Origin of the sequence: Promicromonospora sp. NPDC023805, assembly GCF_040639635.1 — a bacterium.
In the GTDB taxonomy this organism is placed as follows: domain Bacteria; phylum Actinomycetota; class Actinomycetes; order Actinomycetales; family Cellulomonadaceae; genus Promicromonospora.
Genome location: NZ_JBFAAH010000001.1, coordinates 705599 through 724805 on the forward strand (window position 1 = coordinate 705599; position 19207 = coordinate 724805).

Below are 19207 nucleotides of genomic sequence, written 5' to 3' on the forward strand. Positions count from 1 at the left end.
TGCCTCGTGGGAAACAGCGCGATCGTACACGAACCGGACATACTGGAATGTAAATACTGACAACCTGGTTAGTGAACCGGGCCGACGCCGCTCGCTCATGCCGAGCCCGGGACCGTCCGCTCCGGCAGGTTGACCGGGTCGGCGCCGGGGCCGGTCCACCGGAAGGTGGTCATCACCGCGTCGAAGAAGGCGACGAGGGTGTCGGCAAGTTGCTCCGCGGGCCCGCTGGTCCAGCTCGTGCTGAAGGACAGCACCAGCCAGTCGCCGTCGGCATCGTCCCGCGAGACGACGTACGTAACCTCACGGGTGCCGGCCGCCGGCCGGCCGGCCCCACCCGGGGCCTCACCCAACGTGCGCGCCACCCGCGCACCCGGACGCCCGTCGACGTCGACCGCGGTGCTCTCCTGGGCATCACCCAGGAGGCTCGCCGCGACCTCGGTCGCGCTCCGGCCGACGACGCCGAAGAGCTCCGTCTCGGTGATGGACGCCGGGATCGCGATCCCCGCCATCCGCACGGTGGGGGCGTACACCACGCCGGTGCCGGGCGTCGGGACCCGCGCCCAGCCGGGCGGAAGCAGGAAGGCCCACTTGTCGGTCGGCTTCCCGCTCGTCAGGGAGGTCACGAGGCGCTCCCCTCCGGCACGTGCAGCGGGTTCGCACCGGGGCCCGCCCACCGGAAGGTGGTCATGACGGCGTCGAAGAAGAAGACGAGCGCCTCGGCGAGCCGCTCACCCGCCTCGCTGGTCCAGACGGTGCTGAACGAGAGGAGCAGCCACTCGCCGTCGGCCTGGTCGCGAGACACGACGTACACGACCTGGCGGGTCGAGGCGTCGGGGAGATCGCCGTCCGGGTGCGCGTCGAGGGTGGTCTCGACGACGCGTACGCCGGGCCGGCCGTCGATCTCGACGAGCTCGCTCTCCTCGTAGCCGTCGACCAGCACCTCCGCGACCACCTCGAGCGGGTTGCTGCCAGGATCGCTGACCAGCTCCAGCTCGGTGAGCGAACCGGGGATCATCACGCCGTTCATCGGCTCCGTCGGCAGGTACACCGCCCCGGCTCCGGCGGCCCGCGCGTCGGCGAACGAGGAGCGCAGACCGTCGGCGAGCATGCGCCGGTGCGGCTCCACCGAGTCGCGCGGCAGGTCGGCGGGCAGGGCCTTCGCGACCACGTCCTCGATCGCCTCGTCCAGCTCGCGAAGGTGCTCCTCGCCGGTCGGGAACCGGACCCAGCCGGCCGGGAGCAGGAGGGCCCAGGCGTCGGTCGGCCTGCCGTCGACGGGCTGGGCGGTCGCGGTCCGGTCGGTCATGATCGGGTCGGTCACTGTGTGCTCCTGACGATGCTGACGGCCGGCAGCAGCTCGTCGAGCAGCTCGGTCATGGCGGGGCAGTGCAGCAAATCCTGGGACCGCCACTGCAGCACGGTGTCGACGAAGGCATCCGCGTGCTCGGTGCGCCGGCCGAGGCACACGCTCACCCACGCGCCGCCGTTCTGCGGGTCCAGGTCCAGGCGCGTCACGCGCATCCCGTCCCCGTCGGGCAGGTCGACATGCTCGATCTTGGGCGGGGCCACAGGACTGCCGCTGGTGGCGCCGAGCGCGGTCATGAGGTCGTCGCCGGGGTCGCCAGGAGGCTCGATGCCGACCGTGACGAGCACCGGCACCGGCGCCGAGTCCGGCACCCGGAAGGTGGCGACGACCAGGGCGCCCGCGTCGAGCACGCCCTCGGCGAAGGCGCGCAGGCTGGCCACGGACTCCACCGCCACGCGCTCACGCAGCGCGTCCAGCGCCTCGACGGTCTCGGCGTCGGTAGTCTCCACGGGACCGTCGTCGAACGACACGCGGACCACCTCGGTGATCTCCCGTTCCCACGCCTCGAGCAGTTCGGGCGGCACAGCATCAGCGGTAGGGACGAGCGCCCAGCCCTCGGGCTCGTCGACGGTCCAGGTCCATCCGTCCGCCGCCATCAGACCGGGTTCTCGCTGGTCGGGCCGGAATAGACCGCGTCGTGCCAGCCGCCGTTGGTGTTCCGCAGGTCGAACGGGTTCAGGAACGAGGGGTTCAACATGCTGAACGGTCGACCGAACCAGCCGATCCCGTAGGCGATGGGTCCGACGTACATCCACGGCTTGATCTGGTAGAGGTTCCCGAGCAGCCCGAGACTGCCCGAGATCTTGCTGACGTCCCTGATGTCGCTGATGCCGATGAGGCGGTCCCAGCGATAGGCGCCGTTGGGCCACGCTGTCCTGAGGCGGGTCAGGTCCTCCCTGAGGACCCACTTCGGATTCTTGAAGATATGCCACCAGCCAGGGCTCACCCGCTGCTTGAGCAGGAAGTCCCCCATGCTCCGGAAGTTTCCGATGGACTTTGACAGCAGGTCCCTGAGCCCGGCGCGCGGCGCATTTGGGCCAAGGTTGCGAAGGGCGAACGCGATAGCGCCGATCTTGTCCTTCGCCAGCTTCAGCTGTACCGGCCCGGCCTTCGTCAGACCGATCGCCTGGATGCCCTTGAGGTTGTTCGCCATCTTCGCCGCGATGCCGATCCCCACGAGGCTGAGCACGCCGAAGATGACGCCGAGCCAGCTTCCCTCTCCCTGGGCGGCCAGGATGGTGCTCGCGACCACGGACACCACGGCGACGCCGATGCCGATGAGCGCGATGACGTTCAGCCCGGGTATGAGGATCGCCAGCACCGCGAGCGCCATCCCGATGTAGGTCAGGATCTCGACCAGCGCTTTCAGGAACTTGTTGAGCCGGTGCACGAAGGCGTCCCAGCCCGAGGTGTGCAGGCCGTCGACCTTCCAGTTCTCCCGGATCTTCGCGGAGGCGGCCTCGGCGGCGGCCCTGAGCGCCTCGAGGGCTCCGGCCACCTTCTGCTTGGCCCCTTCGATGCCGGAGCTGGCGGTGCTGATCGCCGACTCGCGCTCCGAGGACTGGGCCTTCTCCTCGGCGGTCAGCGGTTTGGCGTCGTCCGGTCTGGTTGCGTTGACCGGGTCCGGCATGCCCTCCGCGCCCCGGAGCTCGCGGTTGGCGTTCTCCGCGTCAGTCAGGGCGTTCCACGTGTCGGTCCGAGCGGTGGTCAGCGACGGCTCGTAGGCGTCGAGCGCTGAGTGCACGTCGGAGTACCGGGCGGCGGCCTTGTCGAGGGCCCCTGCACTCTCCCGGGCACGCTTGCGCAGGGCGTCCGCGGACTGCCCCTTGAGGAGACGGACGTCGCCGTCACCGATCCTCTTGAGCAGGGCTGCCTGCTCGGTCATCGCCTCGGACATCGTCTTGTAGTGGGCGATGACCTTGTCCAACTCCGAGGGATCGGCAGGGACCGGGTCCGAGTCATGACCGACCAGGGGCCAGTCCCCCATTCGGGCGGCGCTCATCCGTCTCCTCTTCTGCTGCTGTCACACGTGCGGTGGCTGTTGCCTGGGCAGCGGGCTGCGGCCTACTTCTGGTCGAAGGTCGAGGCCAGCTGGTCCTCGGTATCGGTCCAGGTCTTCGCGGCCTCGTCCATCTTCTTCGTGAGGTTGTCGAGCTGGACCTGGAGCTTCTCCCGCTTGACCCACCAGTCGTCGATGAAGTCGTCCATGGCGCTCTTCACGACGTCGTGGCCCCAGATGGTGCCGTTGTCCCACCGCTTGGACATGTTCTTGAACTCGTCGCTGATCGCCTTGAGATCCTTGGCGGAGTCCTCGAGGACCGCCTTGGTGACGACAAGATCTGCCATCGGGACTACTGCGGTACGGCGTTGGCGAGCTCTTCATCGGTCTTGCGCAGCGCCTCGGCGGCCGCCTTCAGGTACTCACCGATGCCGGTCAGACCCTCCATGACCTGCTTGCCACCCTTGTCGAGCTCCTTGTAGGACTCGTCGAACCGCTTGGAGGACTTGTCCGTCACATAGCCGTCCTGCACCAGGTTGTCCACGAGCGACCGCAGCTGGTCGAGCTTGTGCTGCATGTCCTCCGACTCCTGCTTGATGCGCTGCGCCGCATCTTCCATCTGCTGGAAGGTCACGTTGATGTTTGCCATGACAGAACCTCTCGCTCACGGGTTGCGGACGGTCTCGTACGTGCGTCTCAATCGTCATCAATCGGACTAACCGGACGGCGACGCGTGTGTGAACGGATGACGAACGGCGCGCGACACGACGGCGACGGGCCCGGAACTGCTTCCGGACCCGTCGTCATATCGCGCAGAAAGCGCCTCTCACCAGGGATTTCACCCTGGCTCACCGCCTCAGCAGTGGCCGAGGAAGGGGCGGTCCCGGAACCGCCGGTCGAGGAACGTGATCACGCCGGGAGCGCCGGTCACGAACGTGGAGACGTGCTCCCCGAGGTGCCACTCCCACCGCACGTCCGCGCCTGCCACGCAGTACTCGTTCCGGAGCGTCCGCGCCTGCCCCGGGGCGACTATCTCGTCGAGGGTCCCGTGGAAGAGGTGGATCGGCACGTCCGGCGGGTTGGCCCCGAGCCGGTTCTCGTCGAGGCGCGCCTGCCACTCCGGGGAGTGCAGCGGGTTCGTCGTCGTGAACATCCCGATGTTCTGGAAAGCGTGCGCGAGCGTGCCGTCCACGCAGTCGTCCTGTTCTCGCTCGTAGGTCTCGCGGCCGCGCTCGTTGAGGTACGTCTCGAAATCCAGCTCGGGGTAGGCGGCGTCCATCCCGTAGGCCGCCAGCAGCAGGAAGCCGAACCCGACCTTCCCGTCGAGCCCCTCGGCCACCTCCGTGAGGTCCGCTGGCACGCCGCCCGCCGCGATTCCCACCAGGTCGAGCTCGGGTGCGTACTCCGGTTGCAGCTCACCCGCCCACATCGCTCCCCCACCGCCCTGCGAGTAGCCGGAGAACGCGACCTTGCCGCCGGGCTCCAGGCCAGTGGCGGGCAGGTTGGTCGCGGCACGCACCATGTCGATGACGGCCCGCCCCTCCGACTGCCCGACGACGTAGGTGTGCATGCCCGGCGTGCCGAGTCCCTCGTAGTCGGTGACCACCACCGCCCAGCCCGCCAGCAGCATCGGCTCGATGAGCGGCCGCTCGTAGTCGAGCCAGCGCGACGGCGCGCACGTGTCGCCGACGCCGCGCGTACCGCTCGCCACCGAGACGATCGGCCGTGGCCCCTCGCCCCGCCACGGCGCGCTCGGCACGAGGACCCGCCCGGTCACCGGCATGTCCTGCCCGGTCGCGTTCGTCGAGTGGTACATGAGGAGGTAGCTGCGGGCGCTGAGCTGCCGCGGCTCCTCGCGCCAGCGAACGACCTCGCCGTCGGCACCGTCCGGGAGCGGGGCCGGCGGGGTGTAGAAGTCGTCGTCGGCGCGCGCCTGCAGGGGCACATCGGGGAGGTCCGGTAGGTCCTGGACGTCGGATGCGATGGTGGCGGGTGCGGTGGACGCGGTGGTCGACGGCGCGGCGAGGGCCGGCAGGGCCGCTGCGGGCAGTGCTGCTGCTGGCAGGGCCAGCACGGCCAGGGTCGCGACGAAGACGGCGGACCGGGATGCGGACATGCGGGCGTGCGGGCGGGTGACGTTCGGCATCGGATCTCCTCGTTGAGGCCCTCGGACGCTCAGCACTGAGCGCCCGGGCCCACGAGCGGGCCGCTACTGACTTTAACCGCAATAGTGTCCGGGTGAAAGTGCCCGGGCGAAAGAGGCCGCCCGACGGCGGTGCGCGCTGACGAGCACACGCACCGCCGTCGGGCGGCGAACCACTGCAGGGACGTCGGCCCCGCCTGACCGGTCAGACTCGCCGGTCAGGAGTGGCCGGTCAGGACTGGCCGGCTCCCGCGCTCACTATCGACTTCACCTGGGAAGCCGAGTCGAGCCGGTAGGAGTAGGGAACGCTCGCGACCGAGCCGCCCTGCTGCCCTCCGCCCGAGTTCACGAAGTGGTTGTTCCGGGCCAGGAGGCCGCCCGCACTGGACGACCCCTCGCCGCGGTGGAACGGGTCCTCGGTGTTCTCGAAGTAGTTGCCCTCGACCAGCACGCCTGCCTCCTGGGTCGAGGCCACGCCGTAGCTGCCGACGTTCGTGTACAGGTTGTTGAACACGTGCACCGGGTTGCCGAAGCGGACGCGCGGGTTGCGCTGGTTGGTCCCGTCGAACCAGTTGTGGTGGTAGCTGACCCGCAGGTGCCCACGGTCCTGGGACCCGTTGTCGTCGGAGTGGCCGACGAGCGAGTTCTTGTCCTGCCCGTCGAAGTGGTTCCACGAGATGGTGACGAAGTCCGACCCGCGCTTCGTGTCGACCGAGCCGTCGTAGCCCGTGCCGAACGTGTTGTGGTCGATCAGCACGTTGGTGGACGTCTCGATGTTGATCGCGTCGTCGTCCCAGCCGTTGAACGCCAGGTTCTCGACGATCACGTTCTTGACCTGGCGGACGTTCAGGCCGCAGCCGCTGAGCCGCGCGCCGGACGCACCCCGGAGGGTCTTGTTCGAGCCGACCCGGATCATGCCGCTGCAGGAGATGTTCCCCGAGACCTCGACGACCTTCGCCGTGCTGCCGTCGAGGGCGGCGGTCAGCTCCGACACCGTCCGGACGGTGACCTTCGAGGCGCTCCCGCCGCCCGTGGTGCCACCGTTCTGCGCGGCCCAGCCGACCGCCGTGGCGGTGACCGCGGCCGGCGCGGGCTCCGCGCTGGCGATTCCCGGGACCAGGACGGCGCTCGCGATGAGCACGGCCCCCGCTCCGAAGCCGCCGATGAGCGCTGCCATACGTCGTGTTCCAGCCATACGAATCTTCCTCCTCGTTGAGGTCGATCGAGGACAGCGCGGCCACTTCGGCCGGTCGTGCACGGTGCTGCCCTCGAGCGTCGTAGACCCAGGCAGCTGCCGTGCGACCGCGCACAGAAACCGGTTTCCCCCTGGCTCACAAAAGATTGCGGCACCTGAGGGGTGAAGTCAACAGAGTACTAAGTACCTGCTTTGAACCGGTTTATCACCCGGAACGTTACGGCTCAGCCCCGCACCGCGCGCAGGCTGCCCGCGGCCTCTGCCCGGGCCTCCGCCCGCTCCACCATCGAGGCGATCACGGCGGCGAGCGGAACCAGGACGAGGTTGCCCAGCAGCATGGTGCGCAGGAACGGCAGGCCCGCGACGTAGCTCGCGAGGAGCCCGTCCAGGGTCGCCGGGTACATCCCGTCCATCAGCCAGACGCCGAAGTTGGTCCACGCGAAGAACCACAGCGAACCGCCGACGCCCACGCCGAGCGCGGCAGCGTACCGGCCCGGGCCGCGCAGGTGCCGCGCGAGGATCGCGCCGAGCCCGATCACCGCCCACGCCGACCAGGTGAACCACATGATCTGCGTGTTGCCGAGCACCGCGTCACTGACGGCCACCACGGCGAACGGCACGACCGCCGCCCAGCGGTTGCGCAGCAGCAGCACCGCGAGGAACGTCGCGGCGGTCGCGATCTCCAGGTTCGGCGGCGCGCCCAGCCCCGGCGCGACCAGGCGCCACGCGACGGCGGCGGCCAGCACGAGCACGACCGTCGCAGGACGCCACCAGCGGTGCGCCAGCTCCGCGACCGTCAGGTCGCGTCCCCGGCCGTCGGCCTGGGGTGTCAGTACGTCTCGATTGTCCACGTGATCTCCTGACCGTCCTCGGTCTCCAGTGTGCCCGCCCCGACCTGCGCGGGCTCGCCGTCCACGGACAGCGACCAGAACTCCTTCTTCGAGTCGTCCGCGGCACGGCCGCCGATGGCGGTCACGAACGCGTTCTCGCCCTCACCGGTGACCTCCGCGGACGGGTCCTCCTCGAGCAGCAGCTCGAGCGCGGTGGCTCCGGTGCGGCCCGCGTAGCTGAAGGTCTCCGCCCCGGCCGACGACGAGGCGTCGTCGGACGGCGAGGCGCTGCCGGAGGCGGCGTCCGACGGCACACTCACCGCTGGCTGGCTTGTCGCGTCCGGCTGAGCGTCCGGAGCACAGCCAGCGAGCAGGCCGGCCATCAGAACGGCGGCAGCAGCCGCGACGGCCGCCCGAAGCGGGCGGCGAGAGATCGTGTTCACGGCGCGAGTCTAAGTCGGCCGCCGTCCGCGTGGCACGGCCGTCTCAGCGCCCCGCACCACGACGGTCCCAGGCAGCGGGGCCCTCGGCGGACCGCCGGACCCAGCTCCGGGTCAGATGTCGATGCGGGAGCGGTCCAGCGCGGCGGCGCCCGCGATGAGGAACTCCTTGCGGGGCGCCACGTCGGTGCCCATCAGGAGCTCGAACGCGCGCTCTGCCGCCTCGGCGTGCTCCGCCGTGACGCGGCGCAGCGTGCGGTGCCGCGGGTCCATGGTGGTCTCCGCGAGCTGGTCGGCATCCATCTCGCCCAGACCCTTGTAGCGCTGGATGTCCGGCTTGTAGCGCCGCCCCGCCTTGTCGAGCTTCTTGAGCGTGGCGCCCAGCTCCGCCTCGGAGTACGTGTAGATGTACTCGTTCTTGCGGCGGCCGTTGCCGATCACCTCGACCCGGTGCAGCGGCGGCACCGCGGCGAACACGCGCCCGGCCTCCACCATCGGCTTCATGTACCGGTAGAAGAGCGTCAGCAGGAGCGTGCGGATGTGCGCGCCGTCCACGTCGGCGTCGGTCATCATGATGATCCGGCCGTAGCGCGCCGCTTCGAGGTCGAACGACCGGCCCGAACCGGCGCCGAGCACCTGGATGATCGCCGCGCACTCCGCGTTGCGGAGCATGTCGCTGATCGACGCCTTCTGCACGTTGAGGATCTTGCCGCGGATCGGCAGCAGCGCCTGGAAGTCGCTGGACCGTGCGAGCTTCGCGGTACCGAGCGCGCTGTCGCCCTCGACGATGAACAGCTCGGAGCGGTCCACGTCGTTCGAGCGGCAGTCCGCCAGCTTGGCGGGCAGCGAGGAGGTCTCCAGCGCGTTCTTGCGACGCGAGATCTCCTTCTGCTTGCGGGCGGTGATGCGCGCGCGCATCTCGGCGACGATCTTGTCGAGCAGCAGCGAGGCCTGCGTCTTCTCGTCGCGCTTGGCGGAGTTCAGGCGGGCGTGGATCTCCTGCTCGACCACGCGGGAGACGATCTGGCGCACCGGGCCGGTGCCCAGCACCTCCTTGGTCTGGCCCTCGAACTGCGGCTCGGAGAGGCGCACGGTGACCACGGCGGTGAGGCCCGCGAGCACGTCGTCCTTCTCGATCCGCTCCGCGCCGTCCTTGGCCGAGACCTTGAGCTTGCGCGCGTTGGTCTCCACGCCCTTGCGGATCACCTTGAGGAGGCCCTGCTCGAAGCCCGTCAGGTGCGTGCCGCCCTTGGGCGTCGAGATGATGTTGACGAAGGAGCGCACCTCGGTGTCGTAGCCGGTGCCCCAGCGCAGCGCGATGTCGACCTCGCAGTCGCGCAGCACCTCGCGCGGCGACATGTGGCCGCGCTCGTCCAGCACCGGGACGGTCTCCTTGAAGGTGCCGGCGCCCTGGAGCACCCAGGTCGCCGTGACGGGCGAGTCGGGGGCCAGGAACTCGACGAAGTCGGCAGCACCGCCGTCGTGCTTGAAGACCTCCTCGTGCGGCCCGTCCTCGCCCGGCGTGCCGGGCAGCCCGCGCTCGTCGCGCACCCGGATCTCGAGGCCCGGCACGAGGAACGTGGTCTGCCGCACGCGGGTGACCAGCTCGTCGTAGCTGAACACCGCGGACTTGGGGAAGATCTGCCGGTCGGCCCAGTAGCGCACGCGGCAGCCGGTGCGGCCGCGCGGCACCTTGCCCGACACGACGAGCTCGGAGTGGTCGACGAACGGCTGGAACGCCGCGTCCGGGTCGGGCCCGGAGGCCGGGTCGGAGAACTGCCCGGGCTCGCCGCGCTGGAAGGTCATGCGGTGTGTCTTGCCACCGCGGTCCACCTCGACGTCGAGGCGCGCGGAGAGCGCGTTGACCACGGAGGCGCCCACGCCGTGCAGACCGCCGGACGCCTGGTAGGAACCGCCGCCGAACTTGCCGCCGGCGTGCAGCTTGGTGAAGACCACCTCGACGCCGCTCAGGCCGGTCTTGGGCTCGATGTCGACCGGGATGCCACGGCCGTCGTCGGACACCGTCACCGACGTGTCGGCGTGCAGGACTATGCCGATCTTCGTGGCGTGCCCGCCCAGGGCCTCGTCGACGGAGTTGTCGATGATCTCCCAGAGGCAGTGCATCAGGCCCCGGGAGTCGGTGGTCCCGATGTACATACCGGGACGCTTGCGAACCGCCTCGAGACCCTCGAGGACGGACAGGTGGCGTGCGGTGTACGACTCGGACGTTGCGGTCACGGCGACAGCGTAGACGAGGTCACCGACAACCCAGGTGAGGAGGGCCGGTGAGGCGCCTCACGGCCGGTCGCCCGCGAACAAATTCACCCCATGACGGAAATTACCCTTTCAGCGCAATTGGGGGCGGATGGGGCCCAAGACTGTGAGCCACGCCGCTATGCTCGCAGCGAACCGGCCACCCGGGCTGGCATGAACCGCGCGAGCGAATGGTTGGATGGAGATGTGACGACCTTGACGACCGAACCGCTCACCGCCCTCGACCGCTGCGACCGCTGCGGCGCGCAGGCTTATGTGCGCGTCGTTCTGCCCGTGGGCGAGCTGCTCTTCTGCGGCCACCACGCCCGCGCACACGCGTCCGCCTATGCGGACGTCGCCACCCATGTCCAGGACGAGACCGACCGGCTCCACGCGGAGCACGGTCAGGCCTGAGCTCCAGGCCGGACACCCACCGGACCCCTAGATCGAAGACGGCGGTGAGTCACCCAGCGAGGTGACTCACCGCCGTCGGCATGCCCGTTGCCCCCGGTGGTGATGGTCGGGTCGCTGGTCCTGCCGAGCACGTGGACGTCGATGGACGTCCACACGACGACGCCGGGCGGGGATCCTTCCGAAGAAGATTCACCCGCCCGGCGTCGAGGTTCTACCTGGTCGAGGTTCTACCTAGTCGAGGTAGTCGCGCAGCACCTGGGACCGCGAGGGGTGGCGCAGCTTCGACATCGTCTTGGACTCGATCTGGCGGATGCGCTCACGCGTCACGCCGTAGACCTTGCCGATCTCGTCGAGCGTCTTGGGCTGGCCGTCCTGCAGGCCGAACCGCATGGAGACCACGCCGGCCTCGCGCTCGGAGAGCGTGTCGAGCACCTGGTGCAGCTGCTCCTGCAGGAGCGTGAACGACACCGCGTCCGCGGGCACGACTGCCTCGGAGTCCTCGATGAGGTCGCCGAACTCGCTGTCGCCGTCCTCACCGAGCGGGGTGCTCAGCGAGATGGGCTCGCGGCCGTACTTCTGGACCTCGACCACCTTCTCGGGCGTCATGTCGAGTTCCTTGGCCAGCTCCTCCGGCGTGGGCTCGCGGCCCAGGTCCTGGAGCATCTGGCGCTGCACACGGGCCAGCTTGTTGATGACCTCGACCATGTGCACCGGGATACGGATGGTGCGGGCCTGGTCGGCCATGGCTCGCGTGATCGCCTGACGGATCCACCAGGTGGCGTACGTCGAGAACTTGTAGCCCTTGGTGTAGTCGAACTTCTCGACCGCACGGATCAGACCGAGGTTGCCCTCCTGGATCAGGTCCAGGAACAGCATGCCGCGGCCCGTGTAGCGCTTGGCCAGCGAGACCACGAGCCGGAGGTTGGCCTCCAGCAGGTGGTTCTTGGCGCGCTTGCCGTCGTGCGCGATCCACTTGAGGTCGCGCTCGAACCGGCGCTGGTCCTTGTCGTCCCGGTTGAACTCCGTGGTGGCAAGACGCTCTTCCGCGAACAGGCCGGCCTCGATGCGCTTCGCGAGCTCGACCTCCTGCTCCGCGTTCAGCAGTGCGACCTTACCGATCTGCTTCAGGTAGTCCTTGACCGGGTCGGCAGTGGCGCCGGCGGTGACGACCTGCTGCGCGGGCTGGTCGTCGTCGTCCTTGTCGGAGACGACGAAGCCTGCGCTCTCGTCGGCCTCCTTGCCCGCCTTGCCGCCGCGACCGCGGGTCGCCTTGGTGACGATCTCGGTCCCGGAGTCGGCCTCTTCCTCGGGCTCCTCGACGGCAACGCCGTCGGGCTCGATGTTGTCGTACTTCGACTTGCCCCGAGCGGCAGGCTTCTTGGCGGCGGTCTTGGCCGCCGGCTTCTTGCGCGCGGTCGTGGCGGCCTCGTCGTCGAGGTCGACGTCGTCGACGTCGATCAGCTCGATGTTGTCGGCCTCGTCAACCTCGTCGGCGCCCTTCGCCTTCGCGGCGGAGCGCGCCGGAGCCTTCTTGGCGGGGGCCTTGGCGGTCGTCGCACGGGTGCGTCGAGCGGGCTTCGCCTCGGCGTCGCCGTCGGCGGGCGCCTTGGCGGCGACCGCGGTGGAGCGGGTAGCCGCGGCGGCGGCGACCTTGGTCACGGTAGGCAGTCCAACCTGCACGCCGGCGTTGGCCAGTGCGCGCAGCACCGCCTTGAGCCGCCTGGCGTCACCGACCTCCGCGGTCTCGCATGCGCGCCGGAAGCTCTCGGCGTCGACCGAGCCGTCGGCGGCACCTCGAGCAAGGAGCTCCTGCAGGGCAGGATGCTCGAACTCTCGGGGCAGGTTGTCGCGTGCAGGGACAGGAGCGGTGTCCTGGGGGGTCTTCAGCGGAGTGGGCGCCACAAACCGACCTTTCGGCATTCGAGGGGGCGGTGTACCGCCGGCGGGGCCTTCACTGGACCTTCTGCTTCCGCCGGCGAACATATATATTGTACCGTCGGCCTCCATGTACGCCGCGACGAACGCGGTGATATGGGCAAAGTCAGTGCGAAGTCACGTCTGGCGGGGCAGCCCCGCGGGTGTATCTCATTTCGCGTGCCAAGAGTCAACGAACCAGATGGCCCGACCATTCCCGCTTCTGGCGAACTGGTCGAGGCCACGCTCGTGACCAGGGCCGGGACCGGAATCGGTCGGGCCAGGTCAGGCCTTCGCCACCGCGTTAGAGCGTCAGACCTTCGCCGCGTCAGACCTTCACTGCCAGGACCGGGCACGGCGCCTCGACGAGAATCCGCTGGGCACCCGCGCCCAGGATGAGCTTGCCGACAGGGCTGCGCTTGCGCAGGCCGATCACGATGAGATCGGCGCCGGCGCTCGTGGCGATGCGGATCAGGTCCTCGGCGAGGTCGCCGGTGCCGTGCTCCACGCGCACGTCGACATCGCCGGCGAGGCTGCTGACGAGCTCGTCGGCCTCGGCCCTGCACTCGTCCTCCGGGCGCTTGCCGTTGGTGACGACGACCAGCGGGACGTTGCGCTCCCTGGCCTCGGTGACAGCGGAGCTGAGAGCCTCTTGGCCCTCTGGCGTGGCGAGGTGGCCGACGACGATCGTCATGCTCCCGACGCTACCGCACGCCACGACCCTCGTAGTGCCTCGTCCGCAGCGCGTCCCCCACCGCGCCTCGCCCGCAGTGCGTCACACAGCCGCCGCCTCCTCCGGTTCCGGCTCCCCGCCGAGCGGGCCCTGCCGCGCGCCCTGCTCGCGCCGCACCCAGCCCGGAGGCACTCCCCCGGCGATCGCCCCACGGAGCAGCAGCGCGAGCCGGTAGCCGGGATCCACGCCGAGCGTGTCGGAGACCCGTTCGGCAGCCAGGCCGCCGTCGCCGCGCCACCACGCGACGAGCGCCAGCAGCACGTAGGCGGGGGCCCGTCGGTTGCGTGGAACGTGAGTGACCACGGCCTCCAGCACGTGGCGTGCCGCACGAGTGATCGCCTCGTCCGGCGGGACGCCCTGCTCCGGGTCGACGATCCGCGCCATCACCGCCCCCGTCGCCGTGTCCGTGTCACCGTCCGTCTGCCGGCGCGCGGTCCGCAGCGCCGCCTCCTCGGTGCCCGGCGCGAGGCTCAGCAGCACCGCGTCCCGCACGGGAATGTCCGCGAGCGCCGCGCCTATCTTCCCGAGGTCCACCGGAGACAGCGTCAGTGGTTGTCCGGGCCGGAGGTCCGTCGCGACGCGCATCGCGGAGCGCCACAGGCCGAGGCTCTCGGCGCCCCACTCCCCCAGCTCCCGCTCGGCGCGCAGGGCGTGCGCCTCGACCGCCCGCGGGCCGAAGGCGGCCCCCTGCCGTTGCTCCGTGCGACGGGCCGGGGCCGTGTGGTCGACGGGTCCGCCGCCGTCCGGGAACCTGGTCGCGTTCAGGAGCCGCCGGTAGGTGTCGGTCCAGCGGGCCGCCGCGCGCCGGGCCTGGGTCCTTGCCTGCTCGGGCGCGGCGCGCAGGGCGTACCGCTCCTCGCGGGTGCCGGCAACGGTGCGGCCCTCGAGCACCATGTGCGCGGCGACCCGGCTGCCCTTCAGGACGGACAGCGGTCGGCCCTCCGCCGGGCAGCACATCGGGTCCGCGCAGTCGAGCGCACGGAAGCCCGTCGGGGCGACGAGCCAGGCCTCGGTGCCGGGGAGCCTGCGTTCTAGCCGTGCTCGCAACAGCTCGACGGCGCGGCGCGCGGCCCCCGACGGCGCGGTCGGGTCGGTGGCGGTGTACAGCACCACCACCGCGCGGTCCGCGCCGTCGGCCACCACATGGTCGGTCAGCCAGCGGGCGGTGGCCGCGCCGTCGGGCCCCTGCGGGTCGTCGGGCTGCCGCAGGCGGAGGTCGGCGAGGTCGACCCGGGCCACGAGCCCTACCCGCTGGCGCGGCCCGGTGAGGCTCACCGCGACCACCGACTCGGCGGGCTCGAAGCCGAGCCGGTACGGGATGTAGGCGAGCAGGTCCTCCGGTCCGGCGACGCGGACCACCGTGGCGTTCGGCGCCGCCGATCGCCGGCCGAGGTTCTTCGAGGTGATGTCCTTGGGGTTCATGCCTCGATCCCAGCCGCTCGCCGGGGCCGCGGCGCGCCCAGGAGGGCCGTGTGGACAACGGATCTCCTGTGGTCGGGCTCGGCGCCGCGCGCTGTCCTCGCGAGGGTCTCTCCCGCTACCGTGTGCAACGTGCCCCACCTCGCCACCGCCCGCCGCACGGCAGCGCTCGCCGCCGCCTTCGGGCTGGCGCTCGCGACCACGGCGTGCGGCACCGGGAGCGTCGGGACGGAGTCGCGGGCGTCGGGAGCGACCGCGGAGAGCACACCGGAGGCCCGCGCGGCGGTGTCGGGCGGCCCTGCCGAGCTGCCGACCTTCGACCCCTCGTCCGCGGTCGCCACCTATGCCGAGGGTTTCCCGGCGGACCTGTTCCCGATGCCGGAGAGCGCCACCCTGCTCGCCTCCTCGGCGGCTCCCGCACCTGCCGCGGAGGGCACGAAGGGCTCGAAGGCCAAGCCGGTCCCGATGACGCAGGTGACGCTCAACCTGGCGTCGGGCCTGTCGACCAAGGACGTGGTGGCCCAGGCCAAGCGGATCCTGGTCGAGCAGGGTTTCAAGGAGATCGCGGCCCCGGAGTCGAGCGGCCTGACCGCTCAGACCGCCTTCCTGCGGGTCTCCAGCACGAAGGCAGGCGAGATCCAGGAGTCGCTGGTCGTGGGCGTGCTGGACGACGGGAAGCGGCGCCTCGCCTCGATCAGCGGCACGGTCCGCACCCCATAGGCTGGTGCCGTGTCCGTATCACCCGCCCGTACCGGTGCCCTGAATCCCGCAGCCCTGCTCGACACCGAGAACCTCCGTGCCGACGTCGACGCCGCCGTGACCGCTCACCTCGGCCGGCTGGCCGCCGAGGTCGGCGCGATCAGCCCGAGCGCCGAGGCGATCGTCGAGGAAGCGGCGGGGCTGCTGATGGGCGGCAAGCGGCTGCGCGCGGCGTTCTGCTACTGGTCCTTCCGTGCCCATGGTGGCTCCGCCGATCCCACCGACCTGGCAAGGGTCGCCACGGTCCGGGTGGGCGCCGCGCTCGAGCTCTTCCAGGCCGCGGCGCTGCTGCACGACGACGTGATGGACAACTCCGACACCCGCCGCGGCCGCCCCACCACGCACCGCGCGTTCGCCGCCAAGCATGCCGAAGCCGGCTGGTCCGGCGAGCCGGTGCGGTTCGGCGACGCCGCGGCGATCCTGCTCGGTGACCTCGTGCTCCTCGCCGCCCAGCGTGAGCTCTCCGCGGCGCTCGCGCCGCTTCCGGCCGACGTCGCCGCGGCGGCCCGTGCCCGGTTCGACACCATGCAGAGCGAGGTGGTCGTCGGCCAGTACCTCGACGTGCTGGTCCAGGCGCAGCCCTGGGGTGACGACCCCGCCTCGGACGAGGAGCGTGCCCGGAAGGTGCTGCGCGCCAAGTCCGCCAGCTACTCCGTGGCCGCGCCGCTCGCGCTGGGCGCGCTGCTGGCCGGCCGGGGAGCGCAGGCGGCGGCCGGGATCGAGGCGGCCGGCCTGCCCCTTGGCGAGGCCTTCCAGCTCCGCGACGACGTGCTCGGTGTCTTCGGCGACCCCGCGGTCACGGGCAAGCCCGCCGGGGACGACCTGCGCGAGGGCAAGCGCACGGTGGTCGTGGCGCGCACCCTCGCCCTGCTGCCCGACCCGGACGGGGCCGACGCCGCGACGCTGACCGCAGCGCTCGGCGACCCCTACCTCTCCGAGGAGGACGTCACCAGGGTCCGCACGGTGATCGTCGGCTCGGGTGCGCTGGACGCCGTCGAGCATCTCATCGACGACCTCGCCGTCCGGGCGCACGCCCTGCTGGATCTCGCGGACCTGAGCGAGCCCGGCCGGAGCGTGCTGACCGACCTGGCTCACGCCGCCGTCGACCGGGCTGCGTGAACCGAGCGGTTAGCACTGGTCAGGTCAAAGGGTCCGGTCACAGAGTCAGGTCACAGGGTCCAGGTCACAGGGTCCAGATCGTGACCACGCCGCCCTGCTCGAGCTGCTCCCCCGCGGCCGGATCCGACTCCAGGACGCCGCCGAACAGCTCGCCGAAGCCGCGCACGTCCACGTCGTAGCCGGCCTTCTCGAGCAGTCCCCGCGCTTCCTCGACGGTCATGCCGACGACGTCGGGGACGGTGCCCTCCGGGCCCATGCTGACGACCATCGTGACGGTGCCGCCCTGCGCGGCGCCCTTGCCCTCGCCGGGGTCGGTCCGGATCACCGTGCCGGCCGGCGCCGTCTCGTCGAAGGCGTCTTCCCGCGCCACCTTGAACCCCTCGGCGCTCAGCGTGCCGGTGGCGTCGTCGACCTCCATCCCCGCGACGTCGGGCACGACGACCGGCGGCGGGCCGTCCGAGACGGTGAGCCGGACGTGCTCGTCCGCCGGCACCATGCCGTCACGGACCGAGGCCCAGATGACCTCGTTCCGCGGGCCGTCGTTCGTGTACTCGCGCGAGACCTCGATATCGGTGAAGCCCGCGCCCTGCAGGGCGGACCGCGCTTCGTCCTCCAGCATGCCGACGAGGCCCGCCGGCACCTCGGCCAGCTCCTGCCCGAGCGAGACCACGAGGCGTACCGGCTGGTCCCGGTGCCAGCGCTGCCCCTCGTCGGGCACCACCGAGATGACCTCGCCCTCCGGCACGTCGGAGTCGTGCTGCTCTTCGCTCGACGACTTCAGCCCGGCCGCGGTCAGCGCCTCCTCGGCAGCCTGCTCGCTGGCACCCACCACGCCGTGGGGCACGACCGAGTAGGCGCCCGGTCCGCTCTCGGTGTACCACCAGGCGCCGGCGAGGACGGCTATCAGCGCGACGGCCAGCAGGATCTTGCTGCCCCGGCGGGGCTTCTCCACGGGCGGCGGCGGAGGTGGGGGCGACTGCTGGGCGACCCAGCGCCCAGCGGCCGGCCGCTCCACCACCGCGGTACGCGCCGCCTTCACGGCGGCCGGCGACGGCGGCGGCGCCGCGTTGGCGGGTATGTCCAGCACCTCGTTCGGGATCTGCTGGAACGCGTTCCGGAGCGCGTCCAGCGCGACGGCGGCGTCGCGCGGGCGACGGTCCGGGTCGCGGGCGGTGAGCGCACGGACGAGCAGGTCCAGCGGGCGGCCCAGATGGCCCGCGAACGCGCTCACGGGTGGCACGTCGCTGTTGACGTGCGCGTACGCGACCTGGATGGGCCCCTCCCCCGCGTGCGGCAGTCGGCCCGTGAACATCTCGAAGGCGAGGATGCCGACGGCGTACACGTCGGCGCGCATGTCGACGTGCCCGGTCGAGATCGTCTCGGGAGCGAGGTAGGCGACGGTGCCCAGCACGGTGCCCGTCGTGGTGTTGGACACCTCGGAGATGGCGCGGGCCAGGCCGAAGTCCGCGACCTTCGGACGGCCCGTGCCCGCCTCCAGCAGCACGTTCTCGGGCTTGATGTCCCTGTGCACTATCCCCTTGGCGTGCGCGGCGGCCAGCGCCGAGAGCACCACGTCGAGGACCGCGAACGAGCGGCGCAGCGTGAGCTCGCCGCTGCTGATCAGGTGGCGCAGGTTGGTGCCCGGCACGTACTCCATCGTCAGGTAGCGCATGTCGCCGTCGGTGCCCTGGTCGTAGACCGCCACCACGCCGTGATGCTGCAGCCCCGCCGCCGAGCGGGCCTCACGCTCGAAGCGCTCCCGGAAGCTCGCGGCCTGCTCGCCGTCCGCCAGGTGGGGGTGCATCACCTTCAGGGCGATCTCGCGGTTCAGGCGGCTGTCGTGCGCGCGGTACACCGTGGCCATGCCGCCACGCGCCACGCGCGCGACTATCTGGTACCGCCCGTCGACCAGGCGGCCGATGAGAGGGTCTGCCGTCACCTGAGCCACGGTGGGAGTGTACGGGTGACCACCCACGCCCGGACCGGAACTCTCATTGTGGACACCAGGCCGTTGCCGGATCGTTGCGGCGCCCAGGCCCGTGCCCGGTCGCATACCCTTCTACCGTGACAGATCTCGACGCCCTCGTTGGCGAATGGCTGAACCTGCCCGACCTTTCCGAGATTCTCGGCATCGAGGTCGGCAAGGCCCGTGGCCTGGTCCGTGACCAGCACGTAGTCGGTATCAAGCGCGGCGAGCGCACCATCTTCCAGGTGCCAGCCAAGTTCGTGCTGCCGGAGGTCGACGGACGCCCCGGCGTCATCCCGACCCTGCGCGGCACCGTGATCGTGCTGGCCGACGCCGGGTTCAGCGACGAGGAGATCCTCGAGTGGCTGTTCACGCCGAACGACGAGCTCGGCGAGCCCCCGGTCGACGCCCTGATCAGCGGCAAGCGCGCAGCGGTGCGCCGGGTGGCGCAGACCCTGCTCTAGCCGCACGGGCCAACGGCGAAGGTTGATAACCAACGCCGACGGTGCGCGGGTGATTTCTTCCCTTCGGGTCAAATTTTCATTGCGGTCGTACATAGCGCTCCCTACGTTATGACTTGAGCTCGCCACGGGAGTCGCGCTCAGCCCAACCAACCCTCGGGTATGGGTCGTGCTGACCAACTCTGGCCCCTCAACG

Annotated in this window: 19 protein-coding genes; 4 read left to right on the plus strand and 15 right to left on the minus strand. The window is 70.8% G+C overall.

The features are described 5' to 3' along the window. Positions 1 to 95: 95 nt before the first annotated feature. The 11 genes from AB0F70_RS03125 to AB0F70_RS03175 all read right to left on the minus strand — a co-directional run bounded on the left by AB0F70_RS03125 (position 96) and on the right by AB0F70_RS03175 (position 10211). On the minus strand, positions 96 to 623 hold the full coding sequence (locus tag AB0F70_RS03125) for a hypothetical protein (RefSeq protein ID WP_357443456.1): 528 nt from the start codon (positions 621 to 623) through the stop codon (positions 96 to 98). Next, on the minus strand, positions 620 to 1321 hold the full coding sequence (locus tag AB0F70_RS03130; protein ID WP_357443458.1) for a hypothetical protein: 702 nt from the start codon (positions 1319 to 1321) through the stop codon (positions 620 to 622). Before AB0F70_RS03130 ends, AB0F70_RS03125 begins: the two co-directional genes overlap by 4 nt. Then, positions 1318 to 1962 (minus strand): hypothetical protein, encoded by a 645-nt coding sequence (locus AB0F70_RS03135; RefSeq protein WP_357443460.1) that lies wholly within the window; start codon positions 1960 to 1962, stop codon positions 1318 to 1320. The genes AB0F70_RS03130 and AB0F70_RS03135 overlap by 4 nt, the downstream gene beginning before the upstream one ends. Next, complete coding sequence (locus tag AB0F70_RS03140; protein WP_357443462.1) at positions 1962 to 3368, minus strand: hypothetical protein; 1407 nt, start codon at positions 3366 to 3368, stop codon at positions 1962 to 1964. Before AB0F70_RS03140 ends, AB0F70_RS03135 begins: the two co-directional genes overlap by 1 nt. Positions 3369 to 3430: 62 nt before the next feature. Continuing rightward, complete coding sequence (locus AB0F70_RS03145; RefSeq protein WP_357443463.1) at positions 3431 to 3712, minus strand: hypothetical protein; 282 nt, start codon at positions 3710 to 3712, stop codon at positions 3431 to 3433. 5 nt (positions 3713 to 3717) lie between these two features. Further along, entirely contained in the window at positions 3718 to 4014 is a 297-nt protein-coding gene (locus AB0F70_RS03150; protein WP_357443465.1) for a WXG100 family type VII secretion target, read from the minus strand. A 207-nt stretch (positions 4015 to 4221) separates the two neighbouring features. Next, complete coding sequence (locus AB0F70_RS03155) at positions 4222 to 5511, minus strand: lipase family protein (protein WP_357443467.1); 1290 nt, start codon at positions 5509 to 5511, stop codon at positions 4222 to 4224. A 229-nt stretch (positions 5512 to 5740) separates the two neighbouring features. Continuing rightward, entirely contained in the window at positions 5741 to 6703 is a 963-nt protein-coding gene (locus AB0F70_RS03160; RefSeq protein ID WP_357443469.1) for a hypothetical protein, read from the minus strand. A 224-nt stretch (positions 6704 to 6927) separates the two neighbouring features. Next, on the minus strand, positions 6928 to 7554 hold the full coding sequence (locus AB0F70_RS03165) for a DUF6580 family putative transport protein (protein ID WP_357443471.1): 627 nt from the start codon (positions 7552 to 7554) through the stop codon (positions 6928 to 6930). Next, on the minus strand, positions 7533 to 7976 hold the full coding sequence (locus AB0F70_RS03170) for a DUF4430 domain-containing protein (RefSeq protein ID WP_357443473.1): 444 nt from the start codon (positions 7974 to 7976) through the stop codon (positions 7533 to 7535). The genes AB0F70_RS03165 and AB0F70_RS03170 overlap by 22 nt, the downstream gene beginning before the upstream one ends. A gap of 111 nt (positions 7977 to 8087) precedes the next feature. Continuing rightward, positions 8088 to 10211 carry a DNA topoisomerase IV subunit B gene (locus AB0F70_RS03175; protein WP_357443475.1) on the minus strand — a complete coding sequence of 708 codons (2124 nt, stop codon included), beginning with the start codon at positions 10209 to 10211 and terminating at the stop codon, positions 8088 to 8090. Positions 10212 to 10400: 189 nt separating this feature from the next. Between AB0F70_RS03175 and AB0F70_RS03180 the strand changes: the two genes are divergently transcribed. Further along, positions 10401 to 10640: a hypothetical protein gene (locus AB0F70_RS03180; RefSeq protein ID WP_051109391.1), complete on the plus strand. Its 240-nt coding sequence runs from the start codon at positions 10401 to 10403 to the stop codon at positions 10638 to 10640. A gap of 231 nt (positions 10641 to 10871) precedes the next feature. Here AB0F70_RS03180 and AB0F70_RS03185 read toward each other — a convergent pair whose 3' ends face one another. The 3 genes from AB0F70_RS03185 to AB0F70_RS03195 form a co-directional block, all read right to left on the minus strand. Then, positions 10872 to 12560 (minus strand): RNA polymerase sigma factor, encoded by a 1689-nt coding sequence (locus tag AB0F70_RS03185; RefSeq protein WP_357443477.1) that lies wholly within the window; start codon positions 12558 to 12560, stop codon positions 10872 to 10874. Positions 12561 to 12882: 322 nt separating this feature from the next. Next, positions 12883 to 13248 carry a universal stress protein gene (locus AB0F70_RS03190; RefSeq protein WP_357443479.1) on the minus strand — a complete coding sequence of 122 codons (366 nt, stop codon included), beginning with the start codon at positions 13246 to 13248 and terminating at the stop codon, positions 12883 to 12885. 81 nt (positions 13249 to 13329) lie between these two features. Further along, a complete protein-coding gene (locus tag AB0F70_RS03195; RefSeq protein WP_357443481.1) occupies positions 13330 to 14709 on the minus strand; it encodes a DUF4192 domain-containing protein in 1380 nt (459 codons plus the stop codon). A gap of 129 nt (positions 14710 to 14838) precedes the next feature. Here AB0F70_RS03195 and AB0F70_RS03200 point away from each other — a divergent pair, with 129 nt between their 5' ends. Both AB0F70_RS03200 and AB0F70_RS03205 read left to right on the plus strand, forming a co-directional pair. Further along, on the plus strand, positions 14839 to 15426 hold the full coding sequence (locus AB0F70_RS03200; RefSeq protein ID WP_357443483.1) for a hypothetical protein: 588 nt from the start codon (positions 14839 to 14841) through the stop codon (positions 15424 to 15426). A 9-nt stretch (positions 15427 to 15435) separates the two neighbouring features. Further along, positions 15436 to 16584: a polyprenyl synthetase family protein gene (locus tag AB0F70_RS03205; protein WP_357443485.1), complete on the plus strand. Its 1149-nt coding sequence runs from the start codon at positions 15436 to 15438 to the stop codon at positions 16582 to 16584. A gap of 64 nt (positions 16585 to 16648) precedes the next feature. On the opposite strand, the gene pknB is transcribed toward AB0F70_RS03205, so the two are convergent. Continuing rightward, the gene (pknB, locus tag AB0F70_RS03210; RefSeq protein WP_357443487.1) at positions 16649 to 18523 is read right to left on the minus strand and encodes a Stk1 family PASTA domain-containing Ser/Thr kinase; all 1875 of its coding nucleotides are present in this window, start codon (positions 18521 to 18523) and stop codon (positions 16649 to 16651) included. Positions 18524 to 18648: 125 nt separating this feature from the next. On the opposite strand from pknB, the gene AB0F70_RS03215 reads away from it, so the two are divergent. Beyond that, positions 18649 to 19014, plus strand: coding sequence for an Rv2175c family DNA-binding protein (locus AB0F70_RS03215; RefSeq protein ID WP_357443489.1), 366 nt, complete (start codon positions 18649 to 18651; stop codon positions 19012 to 19014). Positions 19015 to 19207 lie beyond the last annotated feature (193 nt).